This window comes from Leptospira harrisiae (genome assembly GCF_002811945.1).
Classification (GTDB): Bacteria; Spirochaetota; Leptospiria; order Leptospirales; family Leptospiraceae; genus Leptospira_A; species Leptospira_A harrisiae.
In genome coordinates this window covers 1,830,548-1,856,399 of sequence record NZ_NPDX01000001.1, presented here as the reverse complement: position 1 = coordinate 1,856,399, position 25,852 = coordinate 1,830,548, and the positions used below count along the sequence as shown (strand labels likewise).

At 39.6% G+C, this 25,852-nt stretch carries 33 protein-coding genes and 2 tRNA genes; 31 read left to right on the top strand and 4 right to left on the bottom strand.

Features of this window, described 5'->3' with window-relative positions; all coding sequences use genetic code 11:
- Positions 1–10 precede the first annotated feature (10 nt).
- From CH364_RS08670 to CH364_RS08590, 17 genes are all read left to right on the top strand, one after another.
- The gene (locus tag CH364_RS08670) at positions 11–196 is read left to right on the top strand and encodes a type Z 30S ribosomal protein S14 (protein ID WP_012476296.1); all 186 of its coding nucleotides are present in this window, start codon (positions 11–13) and stop codon (positions 194–196) included.
- A gap of 16 nt (positions 197–212) precedes the next feature.
- Entirely contained in the window at positions 213–611 is a 399-nt protein-coding gene (gene rpsH / locus CH364_RS08665; RefSeq protein WP_002973604.1) for a 30S ribosomal protein S8, read from the top strand.
- A gap of 14 nt (positions 612–625) precedes the next feature.
- The gene (gene rplF, locus CH364_RS08660) at positions 626–1,165 is read left to right on the top strand and encodes a 50S ribosomal protein L6 (protein ID WP_100743119.1); all 540 of its coding nucleotides are present in this window, start codon (positions 626–628) and stop codon (positions 1,163–1,165) included.
- Positions 1,166–1,171: 6 nt separating this feature from the next.
- Positions 1,172–1,540, top strand: a complete 369-nt coding sequence (gene rplR, locus CH364_RS08655) for a 50S ribosomal protein L18 (protein ID WP_100743118.1) — start codon at positions 1,172–1,174, stop codon at positions 1,538–1,540.
- A 3-nt stretch (positions 1,541–1,543) separates the two neighbouring features.
- Positions 1,544–2,047: a 30S ribosomal protein S5 gene (gene rpsE / locus CH364_RS08650; protein ID WP_002973816.1), complete on the top strand. Its 504-nt coding sequence runs from the start codon at positions 1,544–1,546 to the stop codon at positions 2,045–2,047.
- A 13-nt stretch (positions 2,048–2,060) separates the two neighbouring features.
- Positions 2,061–2,240, top strand: coding sequence for a 50S ribosomal protein L30 (gene rpmD / locus CH364_RS08645; RefSeq protein WP_100743117.1), 180 nt, complete (start codon positions 2,061–2,063; stop codon positions 2,238–2,240).
- Between the two features lie 4 nt (positions 2,241–2,244).
- Positions 2,245–2,778: a 50S ribosomal protein L15 gene (gene rplO / locus CH364_RS08640; protein ID WP_100743116.1), complete on the top strand. Its 534-nt coding sequence runs from the start codon at positions 2,245–2,247 to the stop codon at positions 2,776–2,778.
- Positions 2,779–2,785: 7 nt separating this feature from the next.
- A complete protein-coding gene (gene secY / locus CH364_RS08635; protein WP_100743115.1) occupies positions 2,786–4,165 on the top strand; it encodes a preprotein translocase subunit SecY in 1,380 nt (459 codons plus the stop codon).
- Between the two features lie 3 nt (positions 4,166–4,168).
- The gene (locus CH364_RS08630; RefSeq protein ID WP_100743114.1) at positions 4,169–4,729 is read left to right on the top strand and encodes an adenylate kinase; all 561 of its coding nucleotides are present in this window, start codon (positions 4,169–4,171) and stop codon (positions 4,727–4,729) included.
- A 13-nt stretch (positions 4,730–4,742) separates the two neighbouring features.
- On the top strand, positions 4,743–4,961 hold the full coding sequence (gene infA / locus CH364_RS08625) for a translation initiation factor IF-1 (protein WP_012476295.1): 219 nt from the start codon (positions 4,743–4,745) through the stop codon (positions 4,959–4,961).
- A 9-nt stretch (positions 4,962–4,970) separates the two neighbouring features.
- Positions 4,971–5,084 carry a 50S ribosomal protein L36 gene (rpmJ, locus tag CH364_RS08620; protein ID WP_002974084.1) on the top strand — a complete coding sequence of 38 codons (114 nt, stop codon included), beginning with the start codon at positions 4,971–4,973 and terminating at the stop codon, positions 5,082–5,084.
- 6 nt (positions 5,085–5,090) lie between these two features.
- Entirely contained in the window at positions 5,091–5,468 is a 378-nt protein-coding gene (gene rpsM / locus CH364_RS08615; RefSeq protein ID WP_035983662.1) for a 30S ribosomal protein S13, read from the top strand.
- An 11-nt stretch (positions 5,469–5,479) separates the two neighbouring features.
- The gene (rpsK, locus tag CH364_RS08610) at positions 5,480–5,893 is read left to right on the top strand and encodes a 30S ribosomal protein S11 (protein WP_100743113.1); all 414 of its coding nucleotides are present in this window, start codon (positions 5,480–5,482) and stop codon (positions 5,891–5,893) included.
- A gap of 9 nt (positions 5,894–5,902) precedes the next feature.
- Positions 5,903–6,535 (top strand): 30S ribosomal protein S4, encoded by a 633-nt coding sequence (gene rpsD, locus CH364_RS08605; RefSeq protein WP_100743112.1) that lies wholly within the window; start codon positions 5,903–5,905, stop codon positions 6,533–6,535.
- Positions 6,536–6,560: 25 nt separating this feature from the next.
- The gene (locus tag CH364_RS08600; RefSeq protein ID WP_002974165.1) at positions 6,561–7,538 is read left to right on the top strand and encodes a DNA-directed RNA polymerase subunit alpha; all 978 of its coding nucleotides are present in this window, start codon (positions 6,561–6,563) and stop codon (positions 7,536–7,538) included.
- A 1-nt stretch (position 7,539) separates the two neighbouring features.
- Positions 7,540–8,055, top strand: coding sequence for a 50S ribosomal protein L17 (gene rplQ, locus CH364_RS08595; protein ID WP_100743111.1), 516 nt, complete (start codon positions 7,540–7,542; stop codon positions 8,053–8,055).
- A gap of 105 nt (positions 8,056–8,160) precedes the next feature.
- On the top strand, positions 8,161–9,981 hold the full coding sequence (locus CH364_RS08590) for a PAS domain-containing sensor histidine kinase (RefSeq protein ID WP_100743110.1): 1,821 nt from the start codon (positions 8,161–8,163) through the stop codon (positions 9,979–9,981).
- On the opposite strand, the gene CH364_RS08585 is transcribed toward CH364_RS08590, so the two are convergent.
- On the bottom strand, positions 9,978–11,993 hold the full coding sequence (locus CH364_RS08585; protein ID WP_100743109.1) for a 1-acyl-sn-glycerol-3-phosphate acyltransferase: 2,016 nt from the start codon (positions 11,991–11,993) through the stop codon (positions 9,978–9,980). The genes CH364_RS08590 and CH364_RS08585 overlap by 4 nt on opposite strands.
- A 122-nt stretch (positions 11,994–12,115) precedes the next feature.
- On the opposite strand from CH364_RS08585, the gene CH364_RS08580 reads away from it, so the two are divergent.
- From CH364_RS08580 to CH364_RS08565, 4 genes are all read left to right on the top strand, one after another.
- Complete coding sequence (locus CH364_RS08580) at positions 12,116–13,141, top strand: ATP phosphoribosyltransferase regulatory subunit (protein ID WP_100743108.1); 1,026 nt, start codon at positions 12,116–12,118, stop codon at positions 13,139–13,141.
- A 7-nt stretch (positions 13,142–13,148) separates the two neighbouring features.
- On the top strand, positions 13,149–14,423 hold the full coding sequence (locus tag CH364_RS08575) for an adenylosuccinate synthase (protein WP_100743107.1): 1,275 nt from the start codon (positions 13,149–13,151) through the stop codon (positions 14,421–14,423).
- Between the two features lie 78 nt (positions 14,424–14,501).
- Positions 14,502–14,574: transfer RNA gene (locus CH364_RS08570), tRNA-Lys, on the top strand.
- Positions 14,575–14,613: 39 nt separating this feature from the next.
- Positions 14,614–14,688, top strand: a tRNA-Glu gene (locus CH364_RS08565).
- On the opposite strand, the gene CH364_RS08560 is transcribed toward CH364_RS08565, so the two are convergent.
- Both CH364_RS08560 and CH364_RS08555 read right to left on the bottom strand, forming a co-directional pair.
- Complete coding sequence (locus CH364_RS08560) at positions 14,667–15,551, bottom strand: TIGR02757 family protein (protein ID WP_243401295.1); 885 nt, start codon at positions 15,549–15,551, stop codon at positions 14,667–14,669. The genes CH364_RS08565 and CH364_RS08560 overlap by 22 nt on opposite strands.
- Positions 15,541–16,440, bottom strand: coding sequence for a hydroxymethylglutaryl-CoA lyase (locus CH364_RS08555; RefSeq protein WP_100743106.1), 900 nt, complete (start codon positions 16,438–16,440; stop codon positions 15,541–15,543). The genes CH364_RS08560 and CH364_RS08555 overlap by 11 nt, the downstream gene beginning before the upstream one ends.
- A gap of 71 nt (positions 16,441–16,511) precedes the next feature.
- On the opposite strand from CH364_RS08555, the gene CH364_RS08550 reads away from it, so the two are divergent.
- Positions 16,512–17,300 (top strand): ABC transporter ATP-binding protein, encoded by a 789-nt coding sequence (locus CH364_RS08550; protein WP_100743105.1) that lies wholly within the window; start codon positions 16,512–16,514, stop codon positions 17,298–17,300.
- Here CH364_RS08550 and CH364_RS08545 read toward each other — a convergent pair.
- On the bottom strand, positions 17,255–18,271 hold the full coding sequence (locus tag CH364_RS08545) for a tetratricopeptide repeat protein (RefSeq protein WP_100743104.1): 1,017 nt from the start codon (positions 18,269–18,271) through the stop codon (positions 17,255–17,257). The genes CH364_RS08550 and CH364_RS08545 overlap by 46 nt on opposite strands.
- An 8-nt stretch (positions 18,272–18,279) precedes the next feature.
- Here CH364_RS08545 and CH364_RS08540 point away from each other — a divergent pair, with 8 nt between their 5' ends.
- The 9 genes from CH364_RS08540 (at position 18,280) to CH364_RS08500 (ending at position 25,838) form a co-directional block, all read left to right on the top strand.
- Positions 18,280–18,900, top strand: a complete 621-nt coding sequence (locus CH364_RS08540) for an ABC transporter ATP-binding protein (protein ID WP_100743103.1) — start codon at positions 18,280–18,282, stop codon at positions 18,898–18,900.
- A complete protein-coding gene (locus CH364_RS08535; RefSeq protein WP_100743102.1) occupies positions 18,881–19,537 on the top strand; it encodes a heme exporter protein CcmB in 657 nt (218 codons plus the stop codon). The genes CH364_RS08540 and CH364_RS08535 overlap by 20 nt, the downstream gene beginning before the upstream one ends.
- A gap of 51 nt (positions 19,538–19,588) precedes the next feature.
- Positions 19,589–20,287 (top strand): cytochrome c biogenesis protein CcsA, encoded by a 699-nt coding sequence (ccsA, locus tag CH364_RS08530; protein WP_100743101.1) that lies wholly within the window; start codon positions 19,589–19,591, stop codon positions 20,285–20,287.
- A 3-nt stretch (positions 20,288–20,290) separates the two neighbouring features.
- On the top strand, positions 20,291–21,418 hold the full coding sequence (locus CH364_RS08525) for a PP2C family protein-serine/threonine phosphatase (protein ID WP_100743100.1): 1,128 nt from the start codon (positions 20,291–20,293) through the stop codon (positions 21,416–21,418).
- On the top strand, positions 21,415–22,272 hold the full coding sequence (locus CH364_RS08520) for a phosphoribosylaminoimidazolesuccinocarboxamide synthase (protein ID WP_100743099.1): 858 nt from the start codon (positions 21,415–21,417) through the stop codon (positions 22,270–22,272). The genes CH364_RS08525 and CH364_RS08520 overlap by 4 nt, the downstream gene beginning before the upstream one ends.
- Complete coding sequence (purS, locus tag CH364_RS08515; RefSeq protein ID WP_100743098.1) at positions 22,254–22,502, top strand: phosphoribosylformylglycinamidine synthase subunit PurS; 249 nt, start codon at positions 22,254–22,256, stop codon at positions 22,500–22,502. Before CH364_RS08520 ends, purS begins: the two co-directional genes overlap by 19 nt.
- Complete coding sequence (purQ, locus tag CH364_RS08510; RefSeq protein WP_100743097.1) at positions 22,499–23,146, top strand: phosphoribosylformylglycinamidine synthase subunit PurQ; 648 nt, start codon at positions 22,499–22,501, stop codon at positions 23,144–23,146. The genes purS and purQ overlap by 4 nt, the downstream gene beginning before the upstream one ends.
- Positions 23,147–23,200: 54 nt before the next feature.
- Positions 23,201–24,484, top strand: coding sequence for a sugar phosphate nucleotidyltransferase (locus tag CH364_RS08505; RefSeq protein WP_100743096.1), 1,284 nt, complete (start codon positions 23,201–23,203; stop codon positions 24,482–24,484).
- A 115-nt stretch (positions 24,485–24,599) separates the two neighbouring features.
- The gene (locus CH364_RS08500) at positions 24,600–25,838 is read left to right on the top strand and encodes an EAL domain-containing protein (RefSeq protein WP_100743095.1); all 1,239 of its coding nucleotides are present in this window, start codon (positions 24,600–24,602) and stop codon (positions 25,836–25,838) included.
- Positions 25,839–25,852 lie beyond the last annotated feature (14 nt).

Genomic DNA, 25,852 nt, shown 5'->3' with positions numbered 1-25,852 from the left:
GAGATTACTCATGGCGAAAAAATCAATGATGGAACGCCACGCCAAAGAGCAAAAATTCAAAGTGAGAGAGTACAATCGTTGCCCTCTTTGTGGTAGATCACGCGCTTATTTGCGCCGCTTTGATATGTGTCGTCTTTGCTTCCGGGACCTTGCTAGCAAGGCTCAGATCCCCGGTGTGAAAAAGTCCTCCTGGTAATTAGGTTAAGGTAAGTATGAGTCTTTCAGATCCAATCGCAGATATGCTAACAAGAATCAGAAACGCACAACAAGCTAAACATGAGCTTTGTGTGATTCCTGGTAGCAAAATCAAAAAGTCCATCCTAGATCTTCTTAAAGAAGAAGGTTTTGTAGATGATGTTCAAACTGTAAAAAATGGAAGTTTTGATGACTTCCAAGTGAAATTAAAATACGACACGGAAAAAAAACCAGTAATTCGTATGATCGAGAGAGTATCCACTCCTGGTCGTCGAGTATACATCCAATCTGGTGAAATCCGCCCGTTCCGAAATAACATCGGAACGCTCATCCTTTCGACTTCGAAAGGTGTGATGACGGGAAAACGCGCTCGTAAACTCAGAGTAGGAGGGGAAGTTCTCTGTAAGGTATTCTAGAGAACGATAACACCATGTCTCGAGTTGGAAAAAGTATTATCAAATTGCCTGCAAAGGTAGAAGTGAAAGCAGATGCAGAAGCCCTTACTATCAAAGGGCCATTAGGGGAATTAAAAACTCCGCTGTATGACGGTGTCAGTGCCAATGTGGAAAACGGCGAACTTGTTTTTACTCGTAAAAGTGAAGACCAAAAGACTGTGGCTTTACATGGTCTTGTTCGTTCCTTGGCAATGAACTGCGTTAAAGGTGTCACCACTGGTTGGGAAAAAAACTTGGAAATTACTGGGGTCGGTTACCGTGCACAAAAGCGTGGTAAAGATCTAGTGATGGCTCTTGGTTATTCTCATGAAGTGGTTTTCCCTGAGCCAAACGGTATCAAAATCGATGTTGCAGATCAGCTAAAAATCAAAGTATCGGGAATTGACCGACAACTGGTTGGACAAGTTGCGGCTGACATTCGTTCAAAAAGACCTCCTGAACCCTATAAAGGCAAAGGAATCAAATATCAGAACGAATACATCCGTAGAAAGGCCGGAAAAACCGGTAAGAAGTAGAACGTCATGATCAACAAGACAGCTAAAAATACGAAAAGATTGAGACGAGCGGAACGAGTTAGATACAAACTCCGCTCTACATCGGAAAGACCTCGGTTGGTTTTCAACAAAACAAACCGTTACCTCACTGCACAAATCATTGATGATGCAAAAGGTGTAACGCTTGTTTATGCAACCACTCTAGAGAAAGATTTTCCGAAACATGAAAATTCTAAGAAGAGTAAATCGGCTGCGACCGAACTCGGTAAAGTAGTCGCTGAGAAAGCGAAAAAAGCAGGAGTTTCCCAAGTGGTTCTCGACAGATCTGGAATGGTTTACCATGGAAAGATCGCTGCTTTTGCTGATTCTGCCCGCGAAGGTGGATTGGAGTTCTAAATGATGTTAGAAGAAGAAACAAAAGAATTTACTGAGAAGGTCGTAAAAATCGACCGAGTTGCCAAAGTAGTGAAGGGGGGACGTCGTTTCTCCTTCAACGCTCTATCCGTTGTTGGTGACTCTAAAGGAAAAGTAGGAATTGGATTTGGAAAAGCAAATGAAGTTCCAGACGCCATCCGAAAGTCCATTGAATCGGCAAAAAAGAATTTAAAATCCATTCACTATATCGGTCATACCGTTCCTCACGATGTTGTGGGACAGTTCAAATCCGCTCGAGTGATTTTGAAGCCAGCTTCTCCGGGAACGGGGATCATTGCAGGAGCTTCTGTTCGTTCCGTATTGGAAAGAGCAGGAATTCAAGATGTTCTTACAAAGTCATGGGGATCTTCAAACCCGATGAACATTGTGAAGGCGACTATGGATGCATTACAACAGTTGGAAACTCCGTCAATGGCGGTAAAACGACGTGGTGTTAGCCTCAAACACTTGTTTGGGCAAGATCTATAAAAGGTAACTGACTATGGAAGAAGTGATCGTAACGCAAGAAAGAAGTTCTATTGGTATCATCCCGATACACAAAAAAACTCTAATTGCACTCGGCCTTAAAAAGAAAGGTCAATCCAAAAAACACAAAATGACTCCCCAATTGAAAGGGATGTTACGACAAGTAGGTTACTTGTTGAAAGTGGAAAAGGTATAATTGTATGGCACAAGATAGAATCGAACAAGGCCGTGGATTTGGTGCAAAACGCCCCAAAAAATCTACATCCCTCGGAAACAAAAACTTGGTTCCCGTTCCGGAAGGTGCAAAAACTTCCCCGAAACGAGTGGGCCAAGGTCCAGGATCAGGGATGGGAAAAACTTCCACTCGTGGTTCCAAAGGACAAAGAGCTCGTGCAGCTTCGATGAGACGTGGATTCGAAGGGGGACAGCTTCCTCTTCACAGACGTTTGCCAAAACGTGGTTTTACCAATATTTTCTCTGTGGAATTCCAACCAGTCAATTTGATCTCTTTAACTAAAGCAGGTCTTTCTGGGGAAGTAACTCCTGCCATTCTCAAAGCCAAATCTTTGATTAAGTCTGAAGTAGGACCAATCAAATTACTCGGAACTGGAGAAGTGACTGTTGCCATCACCATTACGGTAGATGCTTTTTCTGCCTCAGCAAAAGAGAAAATTGAAAAAGCCGGTGGAAAAGTCATCATTAGAGAAAAGAAAAAAGAAGAGAAAAAAAACTAGATAACCTATGTTTCAAACCATCGCTAACATCTTTCGAATCCCGGAATTAAGATCTAAAATCCTATTTACGATAGGTATGTTGTTACTTTTCAGAATGGGAACTCACGTGACCATTCCTGGTATTAACAGTTTGATTGTGACGGGCATTACTGCCGATCCGAGTGAAGGTTTCCTCGGAATGGTAGATTTGTTTGCGGGTGGTGCTCTTTTAAAATTTTCTATTTTTGCACTAGGGATTATGCCTTATATCTCTTCTTCGATCATTATGCAACTTGTGATGGTTCTCATCCCTAGTTTGCAAAAAATGCAAAAAGAAGGGGAAGAAGGTAGAAAGAAGATCCAGCAGTACACTAAGTACGGAACTCTTATCCTTTGTGCAATCCAATCTCTTGCTGTGATCCAACTTGCAAATTCTTGGTCTACTGGATCGGGAACTGCGCAAGCAAAATACCCAGGGCTTATCAACCCATCTGTAGAAGGATATTTTTTACCGATTGCGATGTTATCCATCACTACGGGAACTGTCCTTCTGATTTGGCTTGGGGAACAGATCACAGAACGTGGGATTGGTAATGGAATTTCACTCATTATCTTTGCTGGTATCATTGGTCGTATGCCAGAAGCACTCATCGCAATGTTTACTTCTGATACTTCAGATGCTCTTAGCATCCTTATCCTTATTATCATTTTTATTGTTCTCATTGCCTTAACGGTGATTTTAACCCAAGGCGTACGCCGGGTTCCTTTAAATTACGGAAAACAAATGGTGGGAAGAAAGATGGTTCAGGCACGTAGCCAATCCATTCCTTTCAAAGTGAACAGTGCCAACGTAATGCCAATTATCTTCGCATCTTCTCTCATCCTTTTTCCACAAACGATTGTTCAGTGGTTGTCCTCTAAGGGTGGCCAGTGGGCGGGTTGGGCGGTGATTATGGATTATTTTAATCCATTTTCACAGATTTGGTATCACGCCCTTTTTTACTATGTGATTTATACATCTCTAATCATCTTCTTCGCATATTTTTATACGGCAATTCAGTTCAACCCACAAGAGTTAGCTGATAATCTTAGAAAATATGGTGGGTTTATTCCGGGAGTACGCCCTGGTAACCAAACCAAAGATATGATCGAGAAAATCTTGAATCGAATCACCCTTCCAGGTGCTCTTTTCCTTGCTGGTCTTGCTCTTGCTCCGTATCTTATCATCAAGTTTCTAAACCTCGGTTCTAATACCGGTGGGGGAACTTTGGTGTATACATTCGGAGGAACTTCACTTCTCATTATGGTGGGTGTAGCTCTCGAAACATTGAAACAAATCGAAGCACAACTTCTTATGAGAAATTACGAAGGATTCATGAAGAAGACGAAAATCAAGGGAAGAGTGTAACGAATGAAGAGACTCATATTTATGGGGCCCCCAGGTGCTGGAAAAGGGACCCAAGCTGACATCATCAAAGAGAAATACCAAATTCCACAGATCTCTACTGGAGATATCCTCCGTGCTGCCGTAAAAAACGGAACCCCAATGGGGATAGAAGCAAAAAAATATATGGACGCTGGAGACCTTGTTCCAGATGCTGTCGTTATAGGCATAATTCGCGACCGATTGGTCGAATCTGATTGTGCAAATGGATTCATACTGGATGGATTTCCTAGGACGGTGGAGCAAGCAAAGGCTCTCTCGGAAATCCTCAAAGAGCTTCACATGGAGCTCGACTCCGTTGTCAACCTAGACGTTCCTGACGAAGAACTCGTCAAACGGTTGCTAGGTAGAGCGATCAAAGAAGGACGCTCGGATGACAACGAAGAGACCATCAAAAACCGTCTGCATACTTACAACACCAAGACGTTGCCCCTGATAGACTTTTATAAAGACTCTGGGATCCTTCGGCAAATCAATGGTTTGGGAAGTATGGAAGAAATCACTAACACTATTTTAAAATCGATCTAGTAGGAGATAGACCCTGGCTAAGGAAGAAGCAATCACGATTGACGGAACTGTTCTCGAACCGTTACCGAACGCTATGTTCCGTGTGGAACTAGAAAATGGTCACAAGGTTTTAGCACACATCTCAGGAAAGATGCGTATGCATTACATTCGTATTTTACCTGGAGACAAAGTCACTGTGGAACTTTCACCTTATGACTTAACCAAGGGCCGCATTACTTACAGAAAGAAATAGGGAACTATAATGAAAGTTAGAGCATCAGTTAAAAAAATCTGTCCTGAATGCAAAGTCATTCGCAGAAAAGGTGTAATCCGAGTGATTTGCACGAACCCAAAACACAAACAAAGGCAAAGATAGAAAGATATGGCACGTATCGCGGGTGTTGATTTACCATCAAACAAAAGAATAGTGATCGGTCTTACATACGTATTTGGTATTGGTAAGACTTCCTCTCAAAATATCCTGAAAAAAGCAGGGATTGACGAATCTATCAGGGTGAAGGACCTTTCGGACGAACAAGAAGCCGCGATCCGAAGAGTCATTGAAGAATCATACCAGGTAGAAGGTGATCTTCGTTCCGAAGTCAACCTAAACATCAAACGATTGATGGATGTGGGTTGTTATAGAGGTTTCCGTCATAGACGTGGTCTTCCAGTCAACGGACAAAGAACAAGAACCAATGCAAGAACCCGTAAGGGAGTCAAGAAGACTGTAGCCAATAAGAAAAAGGCTACTAAGTAGAGGACTAATCCATGGCTGAAAAAGACGCAAAGAATAAAAAAGATACCAAAAAGGTTAAGAAAAAAGAAAAGAAAAACGTTCCACGAGGAAAGGTTTATATCCAAGCTTCGTTTAACAATACAATTGTATCGATTACCGATATGGCCGGAAACGTTCTTTCTTGGTCTTCTTCCGGAATGATGGGATTTCGTGGATCCAAAAAATCCACTCCGTATGCAGCACAAGTTGCCGCTACAAATGCAGCTGAAAAAGCAATCGAAGCTGCTGGTCTTTCTGAAGTTGATGTAATGGTTTCAGGTCCAGGAATTGGACGTGAGTCTGCCATTCGTTCTTTAACTACGAAAGGAATTTCAATCAAACTCATTAAAGACGTAACTCCGCTCCCTCACAATGGGTGCCGACCACGCAAAAGAAGAAGGGTGTAGGAATTAGATATGGCACGTTACCGAGGTCCAGTTGTTAAATTGATGAGAAGAGAGGGACTTAACCTCTTTCTCAAAAATAGTCATACTTTACATAAAGAAAAATCTTCCCTAGAAAAGAGAAAGTACCCACCAGGTCTTCCTCCTAAGAAAAAAGGAAAGATTACTGAATACGGAGCTCAGCTTCGTGAAAAACAAAAAGTAAAACGCGCATACGGAGTTTTAGAAAAACAATTCCGTAGATACTTCGAAGAAGCATCTCACACTCCAGGGATTCCTGGTGAGAACTTACTCCAATTCCTCGAAAGAAGATTGGATAACGTTCTTTATCGTATGGGTTTTGCTGTGACTCGAAGACAAGCTCGTAACTTCGTTGCACATAGACACATTCTTGTGAATGGCCACCGAGTGGACATTTGTTCTTATCGTGTGAATGTTGGTGATAAAATCGAAATTCGTGAGAAGTTCCAAAAATCCGCGTTTATCGAAGAAAATATCAAACTAGCTCAAGCAATCAATCGTACTGCTTCTTGGGTCAGTGTGGATTATACCAAGTTCTCAGGAGAAGTGACTTCACTTCCAACAAGAGAACATATTGATATCCCTGTGAAAGAACAGGTAATCGTAGAGTTGTACTCGAAGTAAGAATTTAGAGAAGAAGGATACGACATTGTCTCCAAAGAATTTATTAAAAGGTTTTAAAAGACCCAAAAAAATCGAATTCACTACTGATGTGAATACACCAAATTACGGTAAGTTTGTTGCAGAACCTTTCGAAAGAGGAATAGGTACTACGATCGGTAACTCCCTTCGTCGTACGCTCATGTCATCTATTGAAGGTGCAGCAATTTCCGCGATTCGTATCGAAGGTGTCTCTCACGAGTTTTCCTATATTGAAGGTGTAGCCGAAGACGTAACTCGTATCATTCTTAACTTAAAACAAGTTCGAATCAAATACGAGCCTGAAGACAAAGAAGCAAGTAAAGTAATCCACTTAGAGCTAAAAGGTGCTGGTTACTTCCGTGCTGCTGACTTGGCTGTTGATTCTTCGATTGAAATCATGAATCCAGACCTTCATATTGCTACTCTTAATGAGGATGCAAATTTGATTATGGATTTGGAAATCCAACGGGGACGTGGTTACGTTCCTGCTGAAGATAAAAAGAAAGACATTGAAGTTTTGGGAACAATCCCAATCGATTCTATTTTTTCACCAATCCAAAAGGTATTGTTTGAAGTTTCAGAAACTCGTGTTGCACAAAGATCTGATTACGAAAAACTCACTATGGAAGTTTGGACTGATGGATCTGTTTCTCCAGAAGACGCAGTGGCACAAGCAGCAAAAATCCTAAAAGATCACCTAACTGTTTTCATTAATTTTGAAGAAGAAATTGAAGAAGAAGAAGAAGAGTTGGATGAAGCTGATGAAAAACTAAAAGCTGCTTTATCAAAACACGTAGAAGAATTAGAACTATCGGTTCGTTCTACAAATGTTCTTCGCAGTTTGGAAATCGACTTCATTGGTGAACTCGTTAAGAGATCAGAAGACGAAATGACTAAATCAAAACATTTCAGCGAACAAAGTTTACAAGAGTTAAAAGCAAAACTTTCCTCTATGGGACTTTCGTTCGGTATGAGAGATTTTTAAGATGAATAAACGTAATAAAGTTAAACAACTCAATAGATCCGCAGATCATAGAAAAGCTATGATTCAAAATATGGTAATCTCTTTACTTCGCCACGAAAGAATTGAATCTTCTGTTGCGAAGTTAAAAGTGGCTCGTTCTTATGCAGAACGAATCATTACTAGAGCAAAACGCAATTTAGATGCTAATTTAGCAAATCTTGATGAACAAAAGAAAAATGCTGCGATTTTACATAACACAAGGTATCTTTATAGCCACCTTGGTGACCAAGAAATCGTAACAAAACTTTTGAAAGATCTTGCTAACCGTTATGCGGAAAGAGTGGGTGGATACACACGAATCATTCGTTTGGTAAACCGGCCTTCTGACAACACGGCAATGGGAATTTTGGAACTTGTTGACCGCAAAACTCAAGATGAGTTAAAAGCGGAAACAAAAGCAAAACGCGAAGAAAAGAAACCTGTTAAAAAAGAAGAAAAACCGAAAAAGGCAAAAAAGGAAAAAGTCGCAGCTAAATAGGCGAAGTTTATTTCCTATTTTGGAGAAAGAAGCCTACTCAAGTATGAGTGGGCTTTTTTTTTATTGCATTCGTTTAGTTTTCCTATTAAATTCGACATTCCCAACATGCTTCCTAGTTTATCGACATCTGATTCCATTTGGCACACTGCCTTCAGTGCAAGTCCCATAGGGATGGCACTGACAGATATGCAGACAGGCCTCTATGTTGATGCCAATGAAGTATATTGTACTTGGCTTGGTCGCACTCGGGAAGAGGTGATCGGCAAATCCACTTTGGATTTGGGGATCTATTCCAATGTCAATGACAGAGAATATATTTTAGCCGGATTAAAAAGAGATGGGTATGTATTGAATTTGGAGGTTCCTCTTGTTGCAAAAACAGGGGCAACGGTCACCATTCTTTTTAGCGGTCGTATTGTTGAGAACGGGAAGTATCTTCTTTCCGCAGGTCAGAATATCACAGCGCTCAAGGAAAAGGAATACCTCGCGGCAGTTTTACAAAGTGAGTTGGTCATTACAAAAGAACTATTCGAAAGTGTATTTCGATTAAATCCAGCGGCTGTTAGTTTATCTAATGCGGAAACGGGTAAGTATGATGATGTCAACGAAGCATATTGTAGGCTCATCGGGTTCTCCAGAGAAGAAATCATCGGAAAAACTTCTCACGAATTAAATATATGGATCACAAAACTTGACAGGGCCAGGCTTTTGGAAGAGGTCCAAAAAAAAGGTTGGAGTACTGGGATGGAAGCCAGTGTTCGAACTAGATCAGGCGAAATTCGTCATGTTGTTTCTGGAAACACAATTCTTAATAATCATGGAAGGCCTACTTTACTAGCAATCCTCATTGATATCACAGAGTCCAAACAAAACAAAGAAGCATTGGAATTTGCTGTCAAAGAACGAACAAAAGAATTAAATCGGATTCTGGAAGATTTACAGAAAACACAAGATCAATTGATTTTATCAGAAAAAATGGCTACATTGGGTCAGTTAGTTGCTGGTGTTGCACACGAAATCAATAACCCTCTGGCGGCCATTTCGGCTTTTAGTGAACAAATTTACAATCGGATGGGTAATTTTGGGAATCGACTGTTTCAAATCAAAGAGTGTTTTTCAAAATATTCTGAAAAGGAAATTAATGAAATTATTTCTTGGGTAATTGAGTTATTCACAATCAAACCGAGAACTTACGTATTTGCAGAATCGAGAAAAGCCAAAAAATCTTTAGAAGCAATTTTTATTGAGTTAAAAATTGAACCCGCTTATGACTTAGCAGATAGAATTGTGGATTTAGGTGTATCCGATTTTATATTAGAAAACAAAAACTTATTATCTCATTTCAAATTTTCTCCCTTACTCGAGTTAGTATTATCTGAGTTGAACACACTTAGAAGTGTGGAATCAATTCGACTTGCAGTCGAACGAACTTCCAAAATTGTATATAGCTTAAAGAATTACGGCCGATTTGACCGACATGAAGCCAAGTCAGATATTAACTTAGTCGATACCATTGAAACAGTCCTCACCTTATACCAAAACAAAATGAAAACTGGGGTGGAGTGCATTCGTTTGTACAATGCAAATCCTGTTTTAGCTGGATATCCTGATGAACTCATCCAAATTTGGACCAATTTAATTTACAATGCATTGCAAGCTATGGCTTTTAAAGGAACTCTCACCATCCAAGTAGATGAATTAGAAACAGAAGTGGTTGTTCGAGTTCGGGACAATGGTCCGGGAATTCCCGTTGCTATACAAAAAAGAGTTTTTGAACCATTTTATACGACTAAAGAGAAGGGAGAAGGTACGGGGTTAGGTCTTGGGATTGTGAAACAATCAGTGGAAGAAAGACACCGCGGCCGGATCCAGTTTCAATCCGAACCCGGTCACACAGAGTTTCAAGTGTATCTTCCTAAATCTTAACGAGCCAGTTGCATCTGTAATTTTTCAGCAATCAAATCAAAATCCTCATTTTGGATGACGGTTCGGTAAGCTGCTGCGACAATCGGATGTCTTTTTTCATCTAGTTGTATTAAATTGGGTAATACCTTTAAACCATAAAAACCATTAGTGATTTTTTCTGGCCTAGTTCCATAAGCTAAATCATATCCGTACTTTCTATCTCTTGTGTCAGAACCGAAACATGCCAACATAAAGTCTGTCATCCCAGAAAGACCGTTAAATGTAGTCGGATCCCCACCAAGTAACACACCAATGGATACCATTTCATTAAAGAATCGATTGCTTAAATGAAAGAGGGTATTATCCACGTTCCCACCTAATTCTCGTTTGAAATAACCTTCCACAAGGCCCATCGCTAGTGCATACACAGTTTTTAATGCTCCACCTAATTGAACACCTTTAGTGTCCCGAGAATTGATGGCAGTTCTAGTGAAAACATAGTTGTTTGTAAGAAGTTCCTTTAGTTTGGGAATAAGAGAGTCTTCAAAAGCTGAAATTTCAAATCCTGAAATTTTTCTTTCCATGATTTGGTCGGGGTAACAAGCGCCAGAAACGACTGCTAGGCGGTCTCTTTCGATGAGCAGTAATTCATGTAAATCTTCGAGAATGAGTCCTTTTTTGGAGCCAGTAAATCCTTTGATGACGTTAACCATCGGAGATTTGTTTTTCTGTAAATGGGTTCTGATTTTTGAATAAATTCCATCAAATTCCCATGGGTTGGTTCCTTGGATAAAAAGTGTAGCCGAATCTAATACTTCTGGTTTGTCAGAGAATTCAATATTTGGTGGAAGTTTGTAGATTGGGTAATGGACTACATCACGTTTCTCTTCATTACTTTGTTTTACCATTTCTGAATCAGGACTGTAGATTGTGACTTTTACATTTTTATTTGCCATCACACAAGCAAAAGCCACTGACATATTGGAAGAACCAATGATGACCACATGTTCTTCTGGTTTTTTAGGGATTGAGATGAGTTGGTTGGTTTCCCTGACATCACCCTTGTAAAGGTTACGATAGGTTCCGTGTTTGTGTTTGTTTAGATTGCTCCCAACGAGTAGTGCGAGGTTATCGATGATAAACTGTTTTTTATCTCCTGTTCCCGGAAAAGATATTTGTTCTATATGAGATGGAAAAGATTCCATTTCTCTTTTGGTAAGCTCACCAACAAGCACTGGTTTGCCGATGACAAGTTTTCCAACGGCTTGGTTAAACAGGAGCCCTTCAATTGGTAGAATTTTTTCTGTTCCTTCTAACGAGATAGGAAGAATCACTTTGTTTGCTACATAATGGTACACTGTGTCCACAAATGGCATAAGCCTTCCATCGCGTGAACGTGTGCCCTCAGGAAATATGGATATGACCTTTCCATCAGATTGGAGTTTCTGCGAATTACGAAAGGCTCGCATATTGATTTTGGTCATCACATCAGAAAGAGAAGGGTTATCTGCCATATCCTTTTTGGAACAAACTAGAAGTGTTCCAAACATATAGAGACCAAGGCGAGTGAAGTCGGGTTCGAAAGCGAGGCGCCCGGCAATAAAGACGAGTGACTCTGCAATTTTTCTTCCTTCGGGCCCTGAATTGTAAAGCAAAGTAAAGATCGCAGGTGCATCCAAATGGCTTAAGTGATTTGAAATTAAAGTGACTGGATATTTACCGATCACCCCATCAAGGAGTTTTAGGTTTTCTGTTCCTTCCACCTTGAATTTATTCATGATGGGATCGAGAAATTTCAACATAAAGTCGCGAGGTTCTGGACGAATGTCTGTATACACTCCAATTTCTTCCAAACGTTCAGGTTCCTGGAAGATATCCATAACCTTTGGTTTCGGAGTGCTTTGTGAAAGAACTAAAAACTCTTCTAAAATGGACTTTGCTTCGGACTCGTTAAGTCCCGATTTTACAAATAAGTGGATGTTCTCAAAAAATTCTTTATGCCAGCGTCCCAAAGTGGCTTCTTTTTCTGTCATGTATGCCTCTAAACCGACATTAAATTACTGAAAACTTTCGATTTGTCTATTCGATTTTTACAATTGATTGCGTAAATCCAGGATTTCTCTAAACTGACTTCTTGGGTGATCGAGATCCCGGTATGAATCAAAAAAACAAATCAATTTCCTCGGAACAAAAATGGATTCCGGATGGATTTCATTTTTTAGGCCCCGAAGAAAGCAAAAACCGGCGGATTTTACTACAAACATTTTCAGAGATCTTTGAAAGAGAGGGTTATTCTGAAATTACCCTTCCTTCCTTTGATTATTCGAATTCATTTCGTTCCCACTTAGATCATGGTGTTGAGAGTTTGCTTGTATCAAAGGATTGGGATGGGAATGAAATCTCGCCTGGTGTAGACCTCACTCTACAAGTGGTGAAAGGTATGGCGGCTCGTTCCCATTGGGAAGAGAACCAAAATGTATTTTATATTGCACGTAAGATTCGTGATCACAAAAAACGCAATGCGTCAAGACGTGAGATTTTGCAAGTGGGCGTAGAGTCACTTGGAAAGAGCAATACAAACCATATCATTTCACAGATCCAAATTTTAAATCGACTTTGGAAAGTTTCGGTTCCTAACGAGCCATTTACCATTGTATTTGGTAACTCTTCTTTTTATCGTTCTGTTTTAGAGATTCTTGGTTGGAATGAGGAACAAACTAATGTTCTTCGACAACTATTATATACCAAAAACTTGCCTGAGTTATTTTCTCTTGCTGCAAGAGAAAATACATCTGAGTCTCATATGCAAATGATCCAGTTACTTCTTAGGCCCATTCCTGTTAGCGAAATGCAAATATTTCACAATGCATTACAAAAGATTTTAACACAAAAAGAATGGGAAGTTTTGAAAGGGGATTTGGAATCCATTACTTCTTTTTTTGGCGAGTGGTCAAAGGTCCTTAGCGAAATTCCATGCATTTGGGATCCTTCCCTTGTCAGAGATTTATCGTATTATACTGGGTTTATGTTCCAAGGTTATGTGGAAGGGGATCCAGAACCGGTATTTGCTGGTGGTATTTATAACGAATTGTATGAAAGTTTTACTGGGATTAAGAAAGATGCCTGTGGTTTTGCCCTGCATCTTGATTCCATAGAAGAAATTGTAAATAAGGTGAAATGAGGGAATTATGCCTGCAAATTTAGTTGTCGGAGCACAATGGGGTGATGAAGGAAAGGCAAAGGTAATTGATTACCTTTCTAAAGATACAGATATCATTGTAAGATACCAAGGCGGAGCAAACGCCGGTCATACGGTCGTAGTAGGTGGAAAAAAATATATTTTCCATTTGGTTCCTTCCGGAATTATTTATGACAATACGACCTGTGTGATTGGAAACGGTGTGGTTTTAGATCCGGAGTATTTTTTAAAAGAATGTGCTGATTTAGAATCTCATGGATTCAAAGTAAAAGAAAAAGTTCTTATCAGTGATTCTTGTCATATTCTACTTCCTTACCATCGTTTGATCGATGAAGCAAGGGAAGCAGGTTCTTCTCCAGAAAGAAAAATTGGTACTACTAAGAAAGGGATAGGGATGTGTTACGCAGACAAAATGCTTCGTAACGGAGTCCGTGCGGGTGATCTTTTAGACAAAGAAAATTTAAAAAGGAAACTCACGCATATCTTGGAAGTCAAAAACCAAGAACTAGTAAAATACTATGATTTGGAACCTGTAAATATCAATGAAATGTATGACCATCTATTGGATTTCGCTGATAAAATTGGTAAAAACATTGTCAACACAGTGTACTACCTCAATTCGGAACTAGAAAAAGGAAAACGTGTATTACTCGAAGGTGCACAAGGGACAGGGCTTGATATCGATTTTGGAACTTATCCATATGTGACTAGTTCCAATCCAACCACAGGAGGGGCCTTGGCTGGTTCCGGAGTGAGTTTCCGGTATTTGCAAGACGTAATTGGAATTACAAAAGCATATGCGACTAGGGTAGGAGAAGGTCCATTTCCATCTGAGATTTTAGGGGAAGCAGGTGACGTACTCCGAAAGTTAGGTGGAGAGTATGGTTCCACTACAGGAAGACCAAGACGTTGTGGTTGGTTTGATGTTCAAATGATCAAACATGCTGTGACTGTCAACGGGATCAACTCGCTCGTTCTCACAAAAATAGATGTACTCAGTCATTATGATTCCATTCCTGTTGTTGTTGGATACGAATACAAAGGTAAAAAGTTAGAATTTTTTCCATCGCAAGGATTAGAAGACGTTAAACCGTTGTTTGCTGAGTTCAAAGGTTGGAAAGATGATATCACTGGAGTGAGTTCATTCTCTAAGTTACCAACACTTTGCCAGTCGTACATTAAGTCCTTACAAGACCTAGTGAATACAAAAATTGGAATTGTTTCTACCGGACCTGATCGTGAACACACGATCATTATGGACTAAAAAAATCAGGGCATGTAGATCTTTTTTTTAAGTAGTTGTTGACCGAGAAAGGTGGTTCGATATTCTTGGCTACAGAACGAGTCGTTAGCTCAGCTGGTAGAGCAATTCCCTTTTAAGGAATGGGTCCGGGGTTCGAATCCCCGACGACTCAAAGCAGAGTTCCTTTAACTCTTAAACACGTTCTTGAAACGGTGCCATCGTCTAATGGTTAGGACACAAGGTTTTCATCCTTGCAATCGGGGTTCAATTCCCCGTGGCACTACCAAATACCAAACAAACCTCCTTCAAATAACAAGTTTCGCAAACTTCCGTTTTATAAATAGAAGTGCACTTCTCAATGATTCCTACTCTTGTTAGGTAAAAGTCGTATAACAAAGGATCGGTGGGGTTGAGTTGTTTAAAAAACTCCCGGGTTAGATATGATTCCTTTACTCCAAAACTTTTCCTTGTTGTGATTCCCAAAACTTGGATTAATTTTTGGATATGAACATCCAAAGGAAAAGGGATTTGGTTTGGATGTATTTTTTTGTAGAGACCAAAATCGGGGTATGAGTCTCTTACCATCCATCGTAGGAAAAGGGATAATCTTTTTTTCGGAGACTTGGATGTCGACTTACCGATGAGAAATTGAAGTCCATAGGAGAGAGTTTTTTTACCGCTTGTTTTTTTTAATTCCTCTTCCCAATAGCTTTGGAACCGAGATAAGGAATTGTTTTCCTTAAATTTTCCCTCTAAATCCAAAAACAGAGATTCAAAAAGCGGAGACTTTTTTTTTGCCTCTGAAACCACTCGGGAAAGAGTTTGAAAGAATATTTGGTTGTCCTTTTTGGTTTGAAACCGGTAGACATTCAGACTTTCCAACATAACATGAAACTGAGAGTTTTTGGTTCGTAAGGTTTCGTAGGGAGATGGGCCAAGACTAACCATGATTGGTCGTAAAAAACCTTGTATACTTTTGACATTCCCGTAGGCGAAGAGGCAGGCAATCAAAGACACCACTTCGATATCAAGAGGATCCTTATATTCTTTTGGAAAACAAATGGGGTCAGTTTCTAAATACTTGAGACTTCGGTATTTATTTCTTAAATCTTCTAACTTAGAGTGGAGAAGTTTTAAATCAATCGACATTCTTCATTGCAATATAGGTTCTGGAAGTGAGTTTCCTTCCGATTTTTTCTTCCATAAACCGACTGGCAGAAATGAGTGAATCCAATTGGATTCCGGTTTGGTAACCTTCTCTATGGAGAAAATACACTAAGTCCTCAGTGGCTACATTTCCTGCGGCCCCCTTCGCATAAGGACATCCGCCGAGTCCACCCGCAGAACTATCAAAACTACGAATGCCCATGTTGAGTGCTTGTTTTGTGTTCGCTATGGCCATTCCATAAGTATCATGGAAGTGTCCTGCAAAATAAGTTTTTGGAATCTTTTTCAAAAGGACTTCTAATAGAGTTTCAACTTCCGATGGAACGGCTACACCAATTGTTTCTCCTAAAGAAATTTCGTAAGCGCCTGAATCTAGCAGTCGTTCTGCGATTTCAAGTGTTTTTTCTGGTTTTAATTTTCCTTCATAAGGGCAGGCGATCACTGTAGAGATGTATCCTCTTACTTTGATTCCATCTGATTTTGCTTGGGTGAAGATGGGTTTAAAAAAATTTAAGCTCTCTTCAATGGACATATTGATATTTCTTTTAGTAAACGTTTCTGAGGTTGCTGTAAACACTGCGACTTCAGAAAAACCGGCTTCCTTGGCACCTTCATATCCCTTGGCATTGGGTGTGAGAGAAGAAAATTGCACTTGGTTGTGATATTTGGGAAGGACAAGTTTAGAGAGGTCTATGGCATCTCCCATTTGCGGGATTCGATCTTTACGCACAAAGGACGTGAGTTCCATTTGTTTTACACCGCTTTCTACTAGACGAGATACGAATTCGAATTTATCCTGAGTGGAGAGAATGGTTTTTTCGTTTTGTAATCCGTCTCTTGGTCCCACTTCTGTGATTTTTATATGTTCCAATTCCCAATTCTCCTACTCATTTAACTTCCGAGTAAAAATGAGAAACGCAATGATTTTATGGAGTGAATCTGATGTTTGCTCTTAAAAATATATCTGTAAAAGTGGGTGGCCGTCCTCTTTTAAAGAATATCCATTTAGAAGCAAAACCGAATGAAATCACGGGTTTAATTGGAAAATCAGGATCTGGAAAATCGACCTTGTTTCGATTGGCCTTGGGACTACTTGGTGAAACTGATGGATACCAGTGGAGTGGCAATCTCTTTTGGAAAGAAAAGGAATTACCCAACCGGAAGAATCCAAAACTCCAACCAGTTTTTCAAGACCCACACGGAAGTTTTTCCCATCTAGGTACGATGAAAGAATTACTTCTTGAACCGATACGAATTAAAAACCACTTTTTTTTAAAGGAAGAAACCAAAAGGCAAGAGTGGGATCGGATAAAAACATTTTGTAATCGATTTGAATTGCCAGAAGAATTGTTAGTAAAAACAAAACAAGAGTTAAGTGGTGGTCAACTACAGAGATTTGCAATTTTAAGAGCCTTACTTATGGATCCCGAATATTTGCTTTTGGATGAACCAGTCACTGCTCTCGATGTCCTAGTCCAAAAGAAAATAGCAGAAGAACTCAAACAAATGAACCAAACAGAAAAGTTGGGTATGTTCATTGTCTCTCATGATTTGGGATTTTTATCTTATATGTGTGATCGGATTTTTGTACTTGATGGCGGCGAAATTGTTGAATTTGGTAGAACTAAGGAAATTCTAACAAACCCAAAATCTGAATTATTACAAAGCTTAATGGAAGCAAGAAATCATTCGTTTGGCGGTGTTGTTTCTTCCTCCGAATCATCCAATTGAGTTCGTTTTGCTTCTGCAAATTTTTTCGCAATGTCACGCCTTCTTGCGATTACTTTTGAAGATACAGTGGCAAAAAATGGATCATTGGTAAAACTAAGCATCTTTGTATATTCTTCTTCAGCAGTTTCATAATCTGTAACTTTGGAAGCAGTTTCAGCAAAATAATAATGGAATTTTTTATCGTAAGGTTTTGGTTTTCCTTCTGCTGTTGTAAGAGTAGTGCGATTAAAAATTTTATAAGCAATATGAAAGTTTCCCTTTTCCATTTCAAGTCTAGCAAATCCTAATTTTACATTTGGACTTTCTTCTTCAATCTTCAGGGCTTTGTTTAGATAGAGGAGTGCTCTGTTTTTTAATCCTGTTGCCAAATAATGATCAGCCAAACGAATCAGTGCTTCCGTATCATATGGATTTTTTTCTACTGCTAATTTGTAATTCATGATTGCATAATATACTTGGCGAGTGATTTCGGAAAGAATTGCAATGTGGAGGTAAGTTTTAAAGTAATCGGGCATTTCTGCTTTGGCATATTCAAATTCCACGAGGGCTTTTTCATATTTCATTTCAAGTGAATACAATCTTCCTAAATTGTAACGAAAAGGAAAAAACTGAGGATCAAACCGAATCCCAGCTTCCAAACGTTTGATGGCTTGGAGGCGGGCGTTAGGTTTTCCTGAAAGCAAAAGTTCTATGGTATCGTTATTCCATTTTCCGGAATTAGTTATGGTTTCTGATTCAAAAGTAAAACTTCCATTTGATTTGGGAGGTTCTCCTTGGAATAGTTTTCCCCTGGCAAGAATGAAGTCATCTTTTTGGTGAACAAAAGATCCATTCGGAAAATCAGAGGTATCAAATTCTTGGTCTTTGCCCCAAAGGATTTCTGGATATTCCTGGTTTCCAATCAGTTTTTGTCCCCAAACTAGACTGGGAAATAAAAACAGAAGTGCGAGACTGAAGCTACGGAAGAACATGGTGTAGAATGAACCAAACCCTTTTGGAAACAAAAGCGCTTACTATTACTGTCGGCGAAAAGGTCTTACTGAAAGAGATTTATCTTTCTTTTTTTGAGACAGGACTTGTGGCTGTACTCGGTGAAAATGGGGCCGGTAAATCCACACTCCTAAAAGAAATCTACCACCATTCTCTCTCTTCTCCCAAATGGACTTGGACCCAAGGCAAAAAAAAACTAAGTTATCTTGGTCATGAATTGGGTTTTTATTCTTCCTTAAGTTTAGAGGAAAATTTAGAATATTTTGCTAAGTTAGATGGGCGTCCTTTAGATCTCTCCAAAAAAAAACATCTATTAGAATCCTTCCGTTTACAAAAGCGGATTTGGGATCCCATTCATACATTTTCGCGTGGAATGAAACAAAAAGCAGCCATCCTTCGTGTTTTGCTTTCTTCTGCTGATGTAATTTTGTTTGACGAACCCTATACCGGGTTAGACGCTGATTCTTCGAAAATTCTCAGTGCTCTTTTGAATGAAGAATCAAAATCAAGATTGATATTGGCGGTTCTCCATTCCATTCCCAACGAATTAGAATGTACATCTCAATTACAAATTGAGAAGGGAGGTGTGTTTGTTACTCACCTTACTTAAAAAAGAATTTTACCTGATTGGCCGCTCTCTTGGTGGGGTCGTTTCCCTTTTTACTTTAAGTGTTTCTGTGGTTTTTATATTCTACACTTCCATCGAAGTGAACGAAATGTTATCAGAACGAAGTGTCCGGGGAATCAAATGGGCTATTATCTTTATCCTTAACTTTGTCATTGTAAGTCAAAGCCTTTGGGAAGAGAGAGAATCGATGGGTTGGGAAGCAAGTCTCTCTTTTGTCAGTCCTATCTCCCTATATTTAGCCAAATCCTTTGCTATTTGGTTTTGCACCATCCTTGTGAATGGAGCACTAGTCCTTGTCCTTTCCGTTTTCTTTCAAAACATGAGTATCGACCGGTATTGGGGAGAATGGCTTTTTGCAAACCTAGGCAGTGGCTGTTTGGTCTTTCTTGGAGTGTCACTTGGACTCATTGCTTTTGAGAGTCGTTTGAAGGAAATCATCATTCCCTTATTGCAACTTCCGTTTTCTATTCCGCTCTTTCTTTTTGGGTTGGAGGCGGAACACCGGTACTGGCTGGAACCAGGGTTTTACCTACCTTCAGTGGGCCTTCTTTTGTTTTTTATGATTTTTTATGCAACTCTTGGTTCGGTGATGATTGAGATTCTAAAGAATGAGCACTGAGGATTTGTTTTCTCCTAGAATTTCTTTCCATCTTTGAAAATCTGGAATAAAATGGAACGTAAGATTCGGATATTCCACCCTGTTTTTGACATCGGTTTTTATCTCGTTGTTTCTGCCACGCTTGTCTTTGCCGTTTTCTTTTCGTTAGTGTATCCTAACGTCATTTTGGAGCAAGGTTTAAGCCACAGAATTTTTTATTTACATGTACCTGTCGCCTGGGTTGCGTTATATGGCCCAATTCTTTCTTTTGTTTTTTCCTTAATTTTTCTTTTTACCAGGAACCTAATTTGGGATCGCTTTGCTTTTACAGCAAACCAACTTTCTTTTTTGTTTGCCGTTGGAGTTTTGTTTTCTGGTCCCATTTGGGCCTATAGTGCCTGGGGGGTTCCTTGGGACAAAACGGATGCTAGGTTGCAGTCTTTTTTTATCCTTTGTATTTCCTTGGTTAGTTATTTTATCTTTCGTTATTTAGTTCCTAACAAAACCAAAAAAGCCATACTTTCAGCCTATTTATCTGTCCTTTGTGCGGTCAGTGCGATCCTGACTTGGGGAGCCATTCGTTGGATCGAAAACCCTGGAAACCATCCTGGTAGTGTTCTTGGAAAGGGAGGGATGGATTCTGATATGAAACTCAGTATGTGGCTTGGGGTGATTGCCTTCCACTTTCTATTTCTTTTCCTTTTTCTTGTTTCCAACCGTAGTGAAAAAATCCAAGATATTAGATCCAAACTGAAATCGGAACTGGATTAAACCATGCCAAAAGTAGATTCTACTCATACCATTCTCATCGTAGATGATGTTCCCGAAAATGTGGAACTTTTGAAATACCTTTTACAACAAGAGGGTTTTAAAACTTACACTGCCTATTCTGCAGAAGAGGCACGTTTGGTATTACTAAACACAGCTATCGATACACTTCTGTTAGATGTAAATATGCCCGTTCAGGACGGATTTTCTTTTTGTCGTGAACTACGGACTATGGACCAATTCAAACTTCTTCCAATTCTTTTTATTACTTCTATCGAACGGGATGTGGGATTTCAAGAAGCCATGAAAAATGGTGGAGACGATTTTATCAACAAACCCTTTAATAAAAGGGAACTTGTGGCAAAAATCCATTCTGTCATCAGATTGAAAGATTTACAGGACGAGTTGTACAGACAAAAGAGTAAATACGAAAAAGAATTACAGACCGCAAGGCGAGTCCAAGACCAACTCATTCCTGAAAAAAGTTTTATTTGGAACGGGATCAAAGCCCAAACATTATTTCACCCATATTTACAAATTGGGGGAGACTTTGTCGATTCTTGGATTGAAGAAAAAAAACTTCATATTGTCATTGCTGATTGTTCTGGGCACGGTCCGAGTGCTGCGTTAATCGGAGCAATGTTCAAAATGCAATTATTCAACTTAGTTTCAACTATGGATTTAAGGGAACGAGTGGCTCATCTAAGAAAAAATATGGAGTTAGTTTTACCAGAGGACTACGCCATTACTTTTTGTTATGCGATCATAAATCAGGATTTAAATCTATCATATATCAATGGTGGCCATCCTGCACCCATTGTTTATATGGATGGAGAAACAAAATTTTTAAAAGGGATGAGTCCCATGATTATGGGAATTAATTTTGCAGCTACTGACGAAGTACAATCGGTGCAATTAAAGCCAGGATCTTTGTTCTTTATGTATACCGATGGCGCAAGTGAAGCTATGAATCCGAAGTCCGAATACATTACAGAAGATGGGATGAAGGAAATTTTTCATAAATCAGTTTTGTCGGGAACCGATATTTTACAGACCGTACAAAGTAAAATATTGGATTTTTGTGGTGCCTCCACTCCGAGTGATGATATGGCAATGGTGTGTATTCAATTATGATTCCAGTTCCTAGTTATAAAGGGAAAGTAAGAGACGTATATGATTTGGGAGATTCCCTTCTCCTTGTAGCAACAGATCGAATTTCAGCATTTGATGTAGTTTTCGAAGAACCTGTTCCTGACAAAGGTAAAATACTCACACGAATTTCTACTGCCTGGTTTCGACAGTTCCCAGAAATACCAAATCATTTGATCACTGATGATGTTTCTAAATTTCCAACTCCCTTTCAAAATGAGGAATCTCTAAGGGATCGTTCGGTTCTTGTTAAAAAAGCCAAAAGAATAGATTTTGAATGTGTGGTTCGTGGTTATTTAACAGGTTCTGCATGGAAGGAATACAAAACAGATGGAACCATTGCCCATGTTCCTTATCCCAAAGGCCTTCTCGAATCGCATCAATTTGAAACACCTATCTTTACACCAGCTAGGAAAAATGATTCCGGGCACGATGAAAATGTAAGTGAATCCACCATGGAAAGAGAAGTGGGAGAAGAGCTTTTTTTAAAATTAAAAAACCTTTCTCTTCATTTGTACAAGACAGCCCACAAACAAATGGCAAACAAAGGAATTCTACTTTGTGATACCAAATTTGAATTTGGTTTAATTGATGGAAATCCAATCTTAATCGATGAAATTCTCACCCCGGATTCATCACGGTATTGGGACGGCTCCACTTATGAACTAGGCAAAACTCCTGCCAGTTTTGATAAACAAATTCTCAGGAATTGGCTCGAATCAACAGATTGGGACAAAAATCCTCCACCTCCTGCATTGCCCGAATCCTTGATCCTAGAACTACGTAAAAAATACTTGGAATTGGAAGATAAAATCACGCTATGTTTGTCGCAAAAATAAACGTTACTCTCAAAGAATCGGTTCTTGATCCCCAAGGCCAAACCGTTCTCCGTACCCTTCATGACCAAGGGAAAAACTCTGTTTCCGACCTCCGAGTGGGAAAATACATTGAAATGAAAATAAATGCCGGATCACAGGCCGAGGCAGAAACACTTGCAAAAGAAATTTGTGAATCTGTTCTTGTGAACCAAGTCATTGAAACGTACCGGTTGGTTGTGGAGAAAGTATGAAGGTCCGAGTGGTTACCTTTCCTGGATCCAATTGTGATAAAGATGTGGGAACAGTTCTCGAATCTGAATTTGGAGCCAAGGTAGATTATACTTGGTACAAAGATTCCTTTACCGACCTTCCTGATTTGGTTGTTCTTCCCGGTGGATTCTCTTTTGGTGATTATTTACGTTGCGGGGCTATGGCAAAGTTTTCAAATGCTATGGAATCCGTTGTGAGTTATGCCAACAAAGGGGGAAAGGTTTTAGGAGTTTGTAATGGATTTCAAATCCTTACCGAATCTGGACTCCTTCCTGGGGCACTCCTACATAACAGAACATTAAAATACATTTGTAAAGATGTAGATTTGGTTCCTGTTTGTGAAAACCAAATTGCAAAAGATATCCAAGGTACACTTTCGATTCCTATTGCACATGGGGAAGGAGCTTACTTTGCAGATACCGACACTTTAGAACGATTAGAAAAAAATGGCCAAGTGGTTTTCCGTTACAAACAAAATCCCAATGGTTCCCTACATGATATTGCTGGAATTTGTAATGAAAATGGAAACGTTCTAGGAATGATGCCCCATCCCGAAAGAGCCGTAAATCCATACACGGGAAAGATGGATGGAAAACAAATCTTAGAGGCACTTTTAAAAAAATAGAAATCTTTTTAACCTTTTCTTGCTTTTTCGTCCAATGGAATTACAAGGGAAGGTATGCGATTTCAAGAAGACTCTATTGATTGTGTGGACTTCATTCTCAAAAAAGATGAAGTATTGACCATCATCTTAGGTGGGGGAAAAGGAACTCGTTTATTACCTCTAACAGAAAAAAGATCCAAACCTGCCGTTAGTTTTGGCGGCAAATATAGACTCATTGACATTCCCATTTCTAATTCACTTAACAGTGGTTTTGAAAAGATATTCATCCTTACCCAGTTTAATTCCTATTCACTCAACCGGCATATCAATCGAACTTATGCTACCAATAATATCCACCAAAAGAGTTTTGTCGAAATCATAGCTGCCGAACAAACTGTATCCAGTGCCAATTGGTTTGAAGGAACGGCCGATGCCGTAAGAAAAGTTCTGCCTTATATCAGAGAACAGAAACCGAAATACGTTCTCATTCTCTCAGGTGACCAACTTTACAATATGGATCTTGCTGATTTTATGCAGAGCCATCTGATGGATCCGGAAACAGAAATTTCTGTGGCCACGAACGCCATACCTGAAGACCAAATTTATGGATTAGGGATTGTTAAATCAGGAGTGGGTGGGTTTATCCAAGAATTCATTGAAAAACCACAAGAAATATCCCAAGTAGAAACTTGTCGTACAAAGAATGGTAACTTCCTTGCGAATATGGGGATTTATATTTTTAACACATCCACTCTCATTGATGTATTAGAAGATCGCAATATGGCTGACTTCGGCAAAGAAATTTTACCGAAAGCCATCAGAGAAAGAAAGGTCAAAGCATATACTTACGACGGTTATTGGGAAGACATTGGAACCATCAAAGCCTTTTACGAAGCCAATTTGATGTTAACCGATCATATCCCAAAGTTCAATTTATACTTGGAAAAAACTCCCATTTATACGAGGGCAAGAGCTCTACCTCCTTCCAAAATCATCCAAGCAGTGGTGAACCAGGCCCTTATTTCCGAAGGAACCATCTTAAATCAATGCGAAGTACATAGGTCTATCATCGGAGTCCGTCAGCTCATTGCTTCAGGAACCAAGATCTACGATTCCATCATTATGGGTCTGGACCACTATGGGTATTTTGACCGTAAGTCAGGGAAGATCCCCATTGGAATCGGGCCTAACTGCGAAATACGACGGACAATTGTCGATAAAGATTGCGCTATAGGAGCCAACGTGCGTCTGTTAAATGAGCAAAATCTCCAGGAATACGAAGATGAATACATACGGATTCGAGAGGGGATCATCGTGGTGCCGAGACATACGGCTGTCCCCGATGGCTATTCAATCTAAGTCAATTTGACATATTTTGGTCATTTTAGGGTCAAATTTCCTTAAACTTGTCTTAAATTTGGGGATTTTGACTTGTCAGTTTTGAACTTAGTTCTAATCTGGACGAAAGGGAACCATGTTCACAACGGAATCAACGGAAGGAAACCAGTTTTGGAACGAGACATACTTTGTCCCTCATTTCCAACCCATCGTCAATGCGATCAATCGCTCCATTTCAGCATACGAGGTGCTTGGCCGCCAATTCAATCCTGAGGAAAACACCTACCATTCTTTAGGTGGACTTTTCCACAACCGGGACCAAGACCCAGTACCAGTTTACAATATTGACCGAATTCTTAGGGAAAAGGCAGTTCAGACTTTAAAAGAGAGCAACCTTCGCACTAAACTCTTTTTCAATATGATGCCGAACTTTCTTTCTCGTGTCCATCATACAGACCTCTTTGCTGAAAACTTTCATATCATCCAACTCATTGAAAAATATGGAATTGATCGCAACCAAGTGGTAATTGAAATCACTGAAGATGAGTTTGATGGATCGATTGACCGCCTCATCCAGATTGTACAAATCTTTCGGGACTACGGTCTGAAAATCGCTATTGATGATTTAGGTACTGGCTTTTCCAATTTAGAGCGAATTGGGTATTTACATCCCGACATTATGAAAGTCGACATTCGTATTATGCGAGAGAGTTTGAATAAAAATTCATTCAAACAAGTCCTTGGTGCCATTTCGGAAATGTCACAAAAACTCGGAAGCCAACTTCTATTTGAAGGAATTGAAACTGAGGAAGAGGTGAATCTTGCCCTTTCCATGGGTGCCAATCTTTTGCAAGGTTTCTACTTCTCAACTCCCAACCCTCATTTTCTAAACCGCAATACTTTCTCAGATAAAATGAAAACCGTACTCGAAAACTTTTCTAGCGTTCGTTCTAAGGAACTTCGGGAAAAGGGAGTCCGGGAACAACGGATCATCGACCAACTCCAAGATTTGTTCTATGAACTTTCTGATGTCAAAGAGGATGACTTTTCTTATCGATTTGGACAAATTCTCAGTTCTTTGCCAAGAGAGATTTTGAAAGTTTTTGTTTGTGACGGTGAAGGTTACCAAATCACTCCCACTTACGATTTGGATCGATTGAATGGTGGGTATTTGGAAAGATCGCGCCAGATTGGGAACAATTATGCTTGGAAACCCTACTTTTTAAAGCACAAGGAAGAGTCGGAACGGTTTCGCAAAAAATGGGGGGTCACTTACCCTTTGTATGATATCTCAAACCAAAACCAATATGTGATTTTTACCTTCTCCCTAATGGATGGGAAGATCCTGATTGCGCAGGTGGGTTGGTCGGAATAGAATCTTGTTTTTTT

Coding starts and splice junctions, on each gene's coding strand:
- purS (WP_100743098.1), top strand. CDS start 22,254: ATGTTTGTCGCAAAAATAAACGTTACTCTCAAAGAATCGGTTCTTGAT.
- CH364_RS08545 (WP_100743104.1), bottom strand. CDS start 18,271: ATGTTCTTCCGTAGCTTCAGTCTCGCACTTCTGTTTTTATTTCCCAGT.
- rplQ (WP_100743111.1), top strand. CDS start 7,540: ATGAATAAACGTAATAAAGTTAAACAACTCAATAGATCCGCAGATCAT.
- rplF (WP_100743119.1), top strand. CDS start 626: ATGTCTCGAGTTGGAAAAAGTATTATCAAATTGCCTGCAAAGGTAGAA.
- CH364_RS08500 (WP_100743095.1), top strand. CDS start 24,600: ATGTTCACAACGGAATCAACGGAAGGAAACCAGTTTTGGAACGAGACA.
- CH364_RS08520 (WP_100743099.1), top strand. CDS start 21,415: ATGATTCCAGTTCCTAGTTATAAAGGGAAAGTAAGAGACGTATATGAT.
- purQ (WP_100743097.1), top strand. CDS start 22,499: ATGAAGGTCCGAGTGGTTACCTTTCCTGGATCCAATTGTGATAAAGAT.
- rpsK (WP_100743113.1), top strand. CDS start 5,480: ATGGCTGAAAAAGACGCAAAGAATAAAAAAGATACCAAAAAGGTTAAG.
- rplO (WP_100743116.1), top strand. CDS start 2,245: ATGGCACAAGATAGAATCGAACAAGGCCGTGGATTTGGTGCAAAACGC.
- rpsD (WP_100743112.1), top strand. CDS start 5,903: ATGGCACGTTACCGAGGTCCAGTTGTTAAATTGATGAGAAGAGAGGGA.
- secY (WP_100743115.1), top strand. CDS start 2,786: ATGTTTCAAACCATCGCTAACATCTTTCGAATCCCGGAATTAAGATCT.
- CH364_RS08585 (WP_100743109.1), bottom strand. CDS start 11,993: ATGACAGAAAAAGAAGCCACTTTGGGACGCTGGCATAAAGAATTTTTT.
- CH364_RS08505 (WP_100743096.1), top strand. CDS start 23,201: ATGCGATTTCAAGAAGACTCTATTGATTGTGTGGACTTCATTCTCAAA.
- rpsE (WP_002973816.1), top strand. CDS start 1,544: ATGTTAGAAGAAGAAACAAAAGAATTTACTGAGAAGGTCGTAAAAATC.
- CH364_RS08590 (WP_100743110.1), top strand. CDS start 8,161: ATGCTTCCTAGTTTATCGACATCTGATTCCATTTGGCACACTGCCTTC.
- rplR (WP_100743118.1), top strand. CDS start 1,172: ATGATCAACAAGACAGCTAAAAATACGAAAAGATTGAGACGAGCGGAA.
- CH364_RS08525 (WP_100743100.1), top strand. CDS start 20,291: ATGCCAAAAGTAGATTCTACTCATACCATTCTCATCGTAGATGATGTT.
- CH364_RS08580 (WP_100743108.1), top strand. CDS start 12,116: ATGAATCAAAAAAACAAATCAATTTCCTCGGAACAAAAATGGATTCCG.
- rpmJ (WP_002974084.1), top strand. CDS start 4,971: ATGAAAGTTAGAGCATCAGTTAAAAAAATCTGTCCTGAATGCAAAGTC.
- rpmD (WP_100743117.1), top strand. CDS start 2,061: ATGGAAGAAGTGATCGTAACGCAAGAAAGAAGTTCTATTGGTATCATC.
- rpsH (WP_002973604.1), top strand. CDS start 213: ATGAGTCTTTCAGATCCAATCGCAGATATGCTAACAAGAATCAGAAAC.
- CH364_RS08550 (WP_100743105.1), top strand. CDS start 16,512: ATGTTTGCTCTTAAAAATATATCTGTAAAAGTGGGTGGCCGTCCTCTT.
- CH364_RS08540 (WP_100743103.1), top strand. CDS start 18,280: ATGAACCAAACCCTTTTGGAAACAAAAGCGCTTACTATTACTGTCGGC.
- CH364_RS08670 (WP_012476296.1), top strand. CDS start 11: ATGGCGAAAAAATCAATGATGGAACGCCACGCCAAAGAGCAAAAATTC.
- CH364_RS08630 (WP_100743114.1), top strand. CDS start 4,169: ATGAAGAGACTCATATTTATGGGGCCCCCAGGTGCTGGAAAAGGGACC.
- CH364_RS08560 (WP_243401295.1), bottom strand. CDS start 15,551: ATGTCGATTGATTTAAAACTTCTCCACTCTAAGTTAGAAGATTTAAGA.
- rpsM (WP_035983662.1), top strand. CDS start 5,091: ATGGCACGTATCGCGGGTGTTGATTTACCATCAAACAAAAGAATAGTG.
- ccsA (WP_100743101.1), top strand. CDS start 19,589: ATGGAACGTAAGATTCGGATATTCCACCCTGTTTTTGACATCGGTTTT.
- CH364_RS08575 (WP_100743107.1), top strand. CDS start 13,149: ATGCCTGCAAATTTAGTTGTCGGAGCACAATGGGGTGATGAAGGAAAG.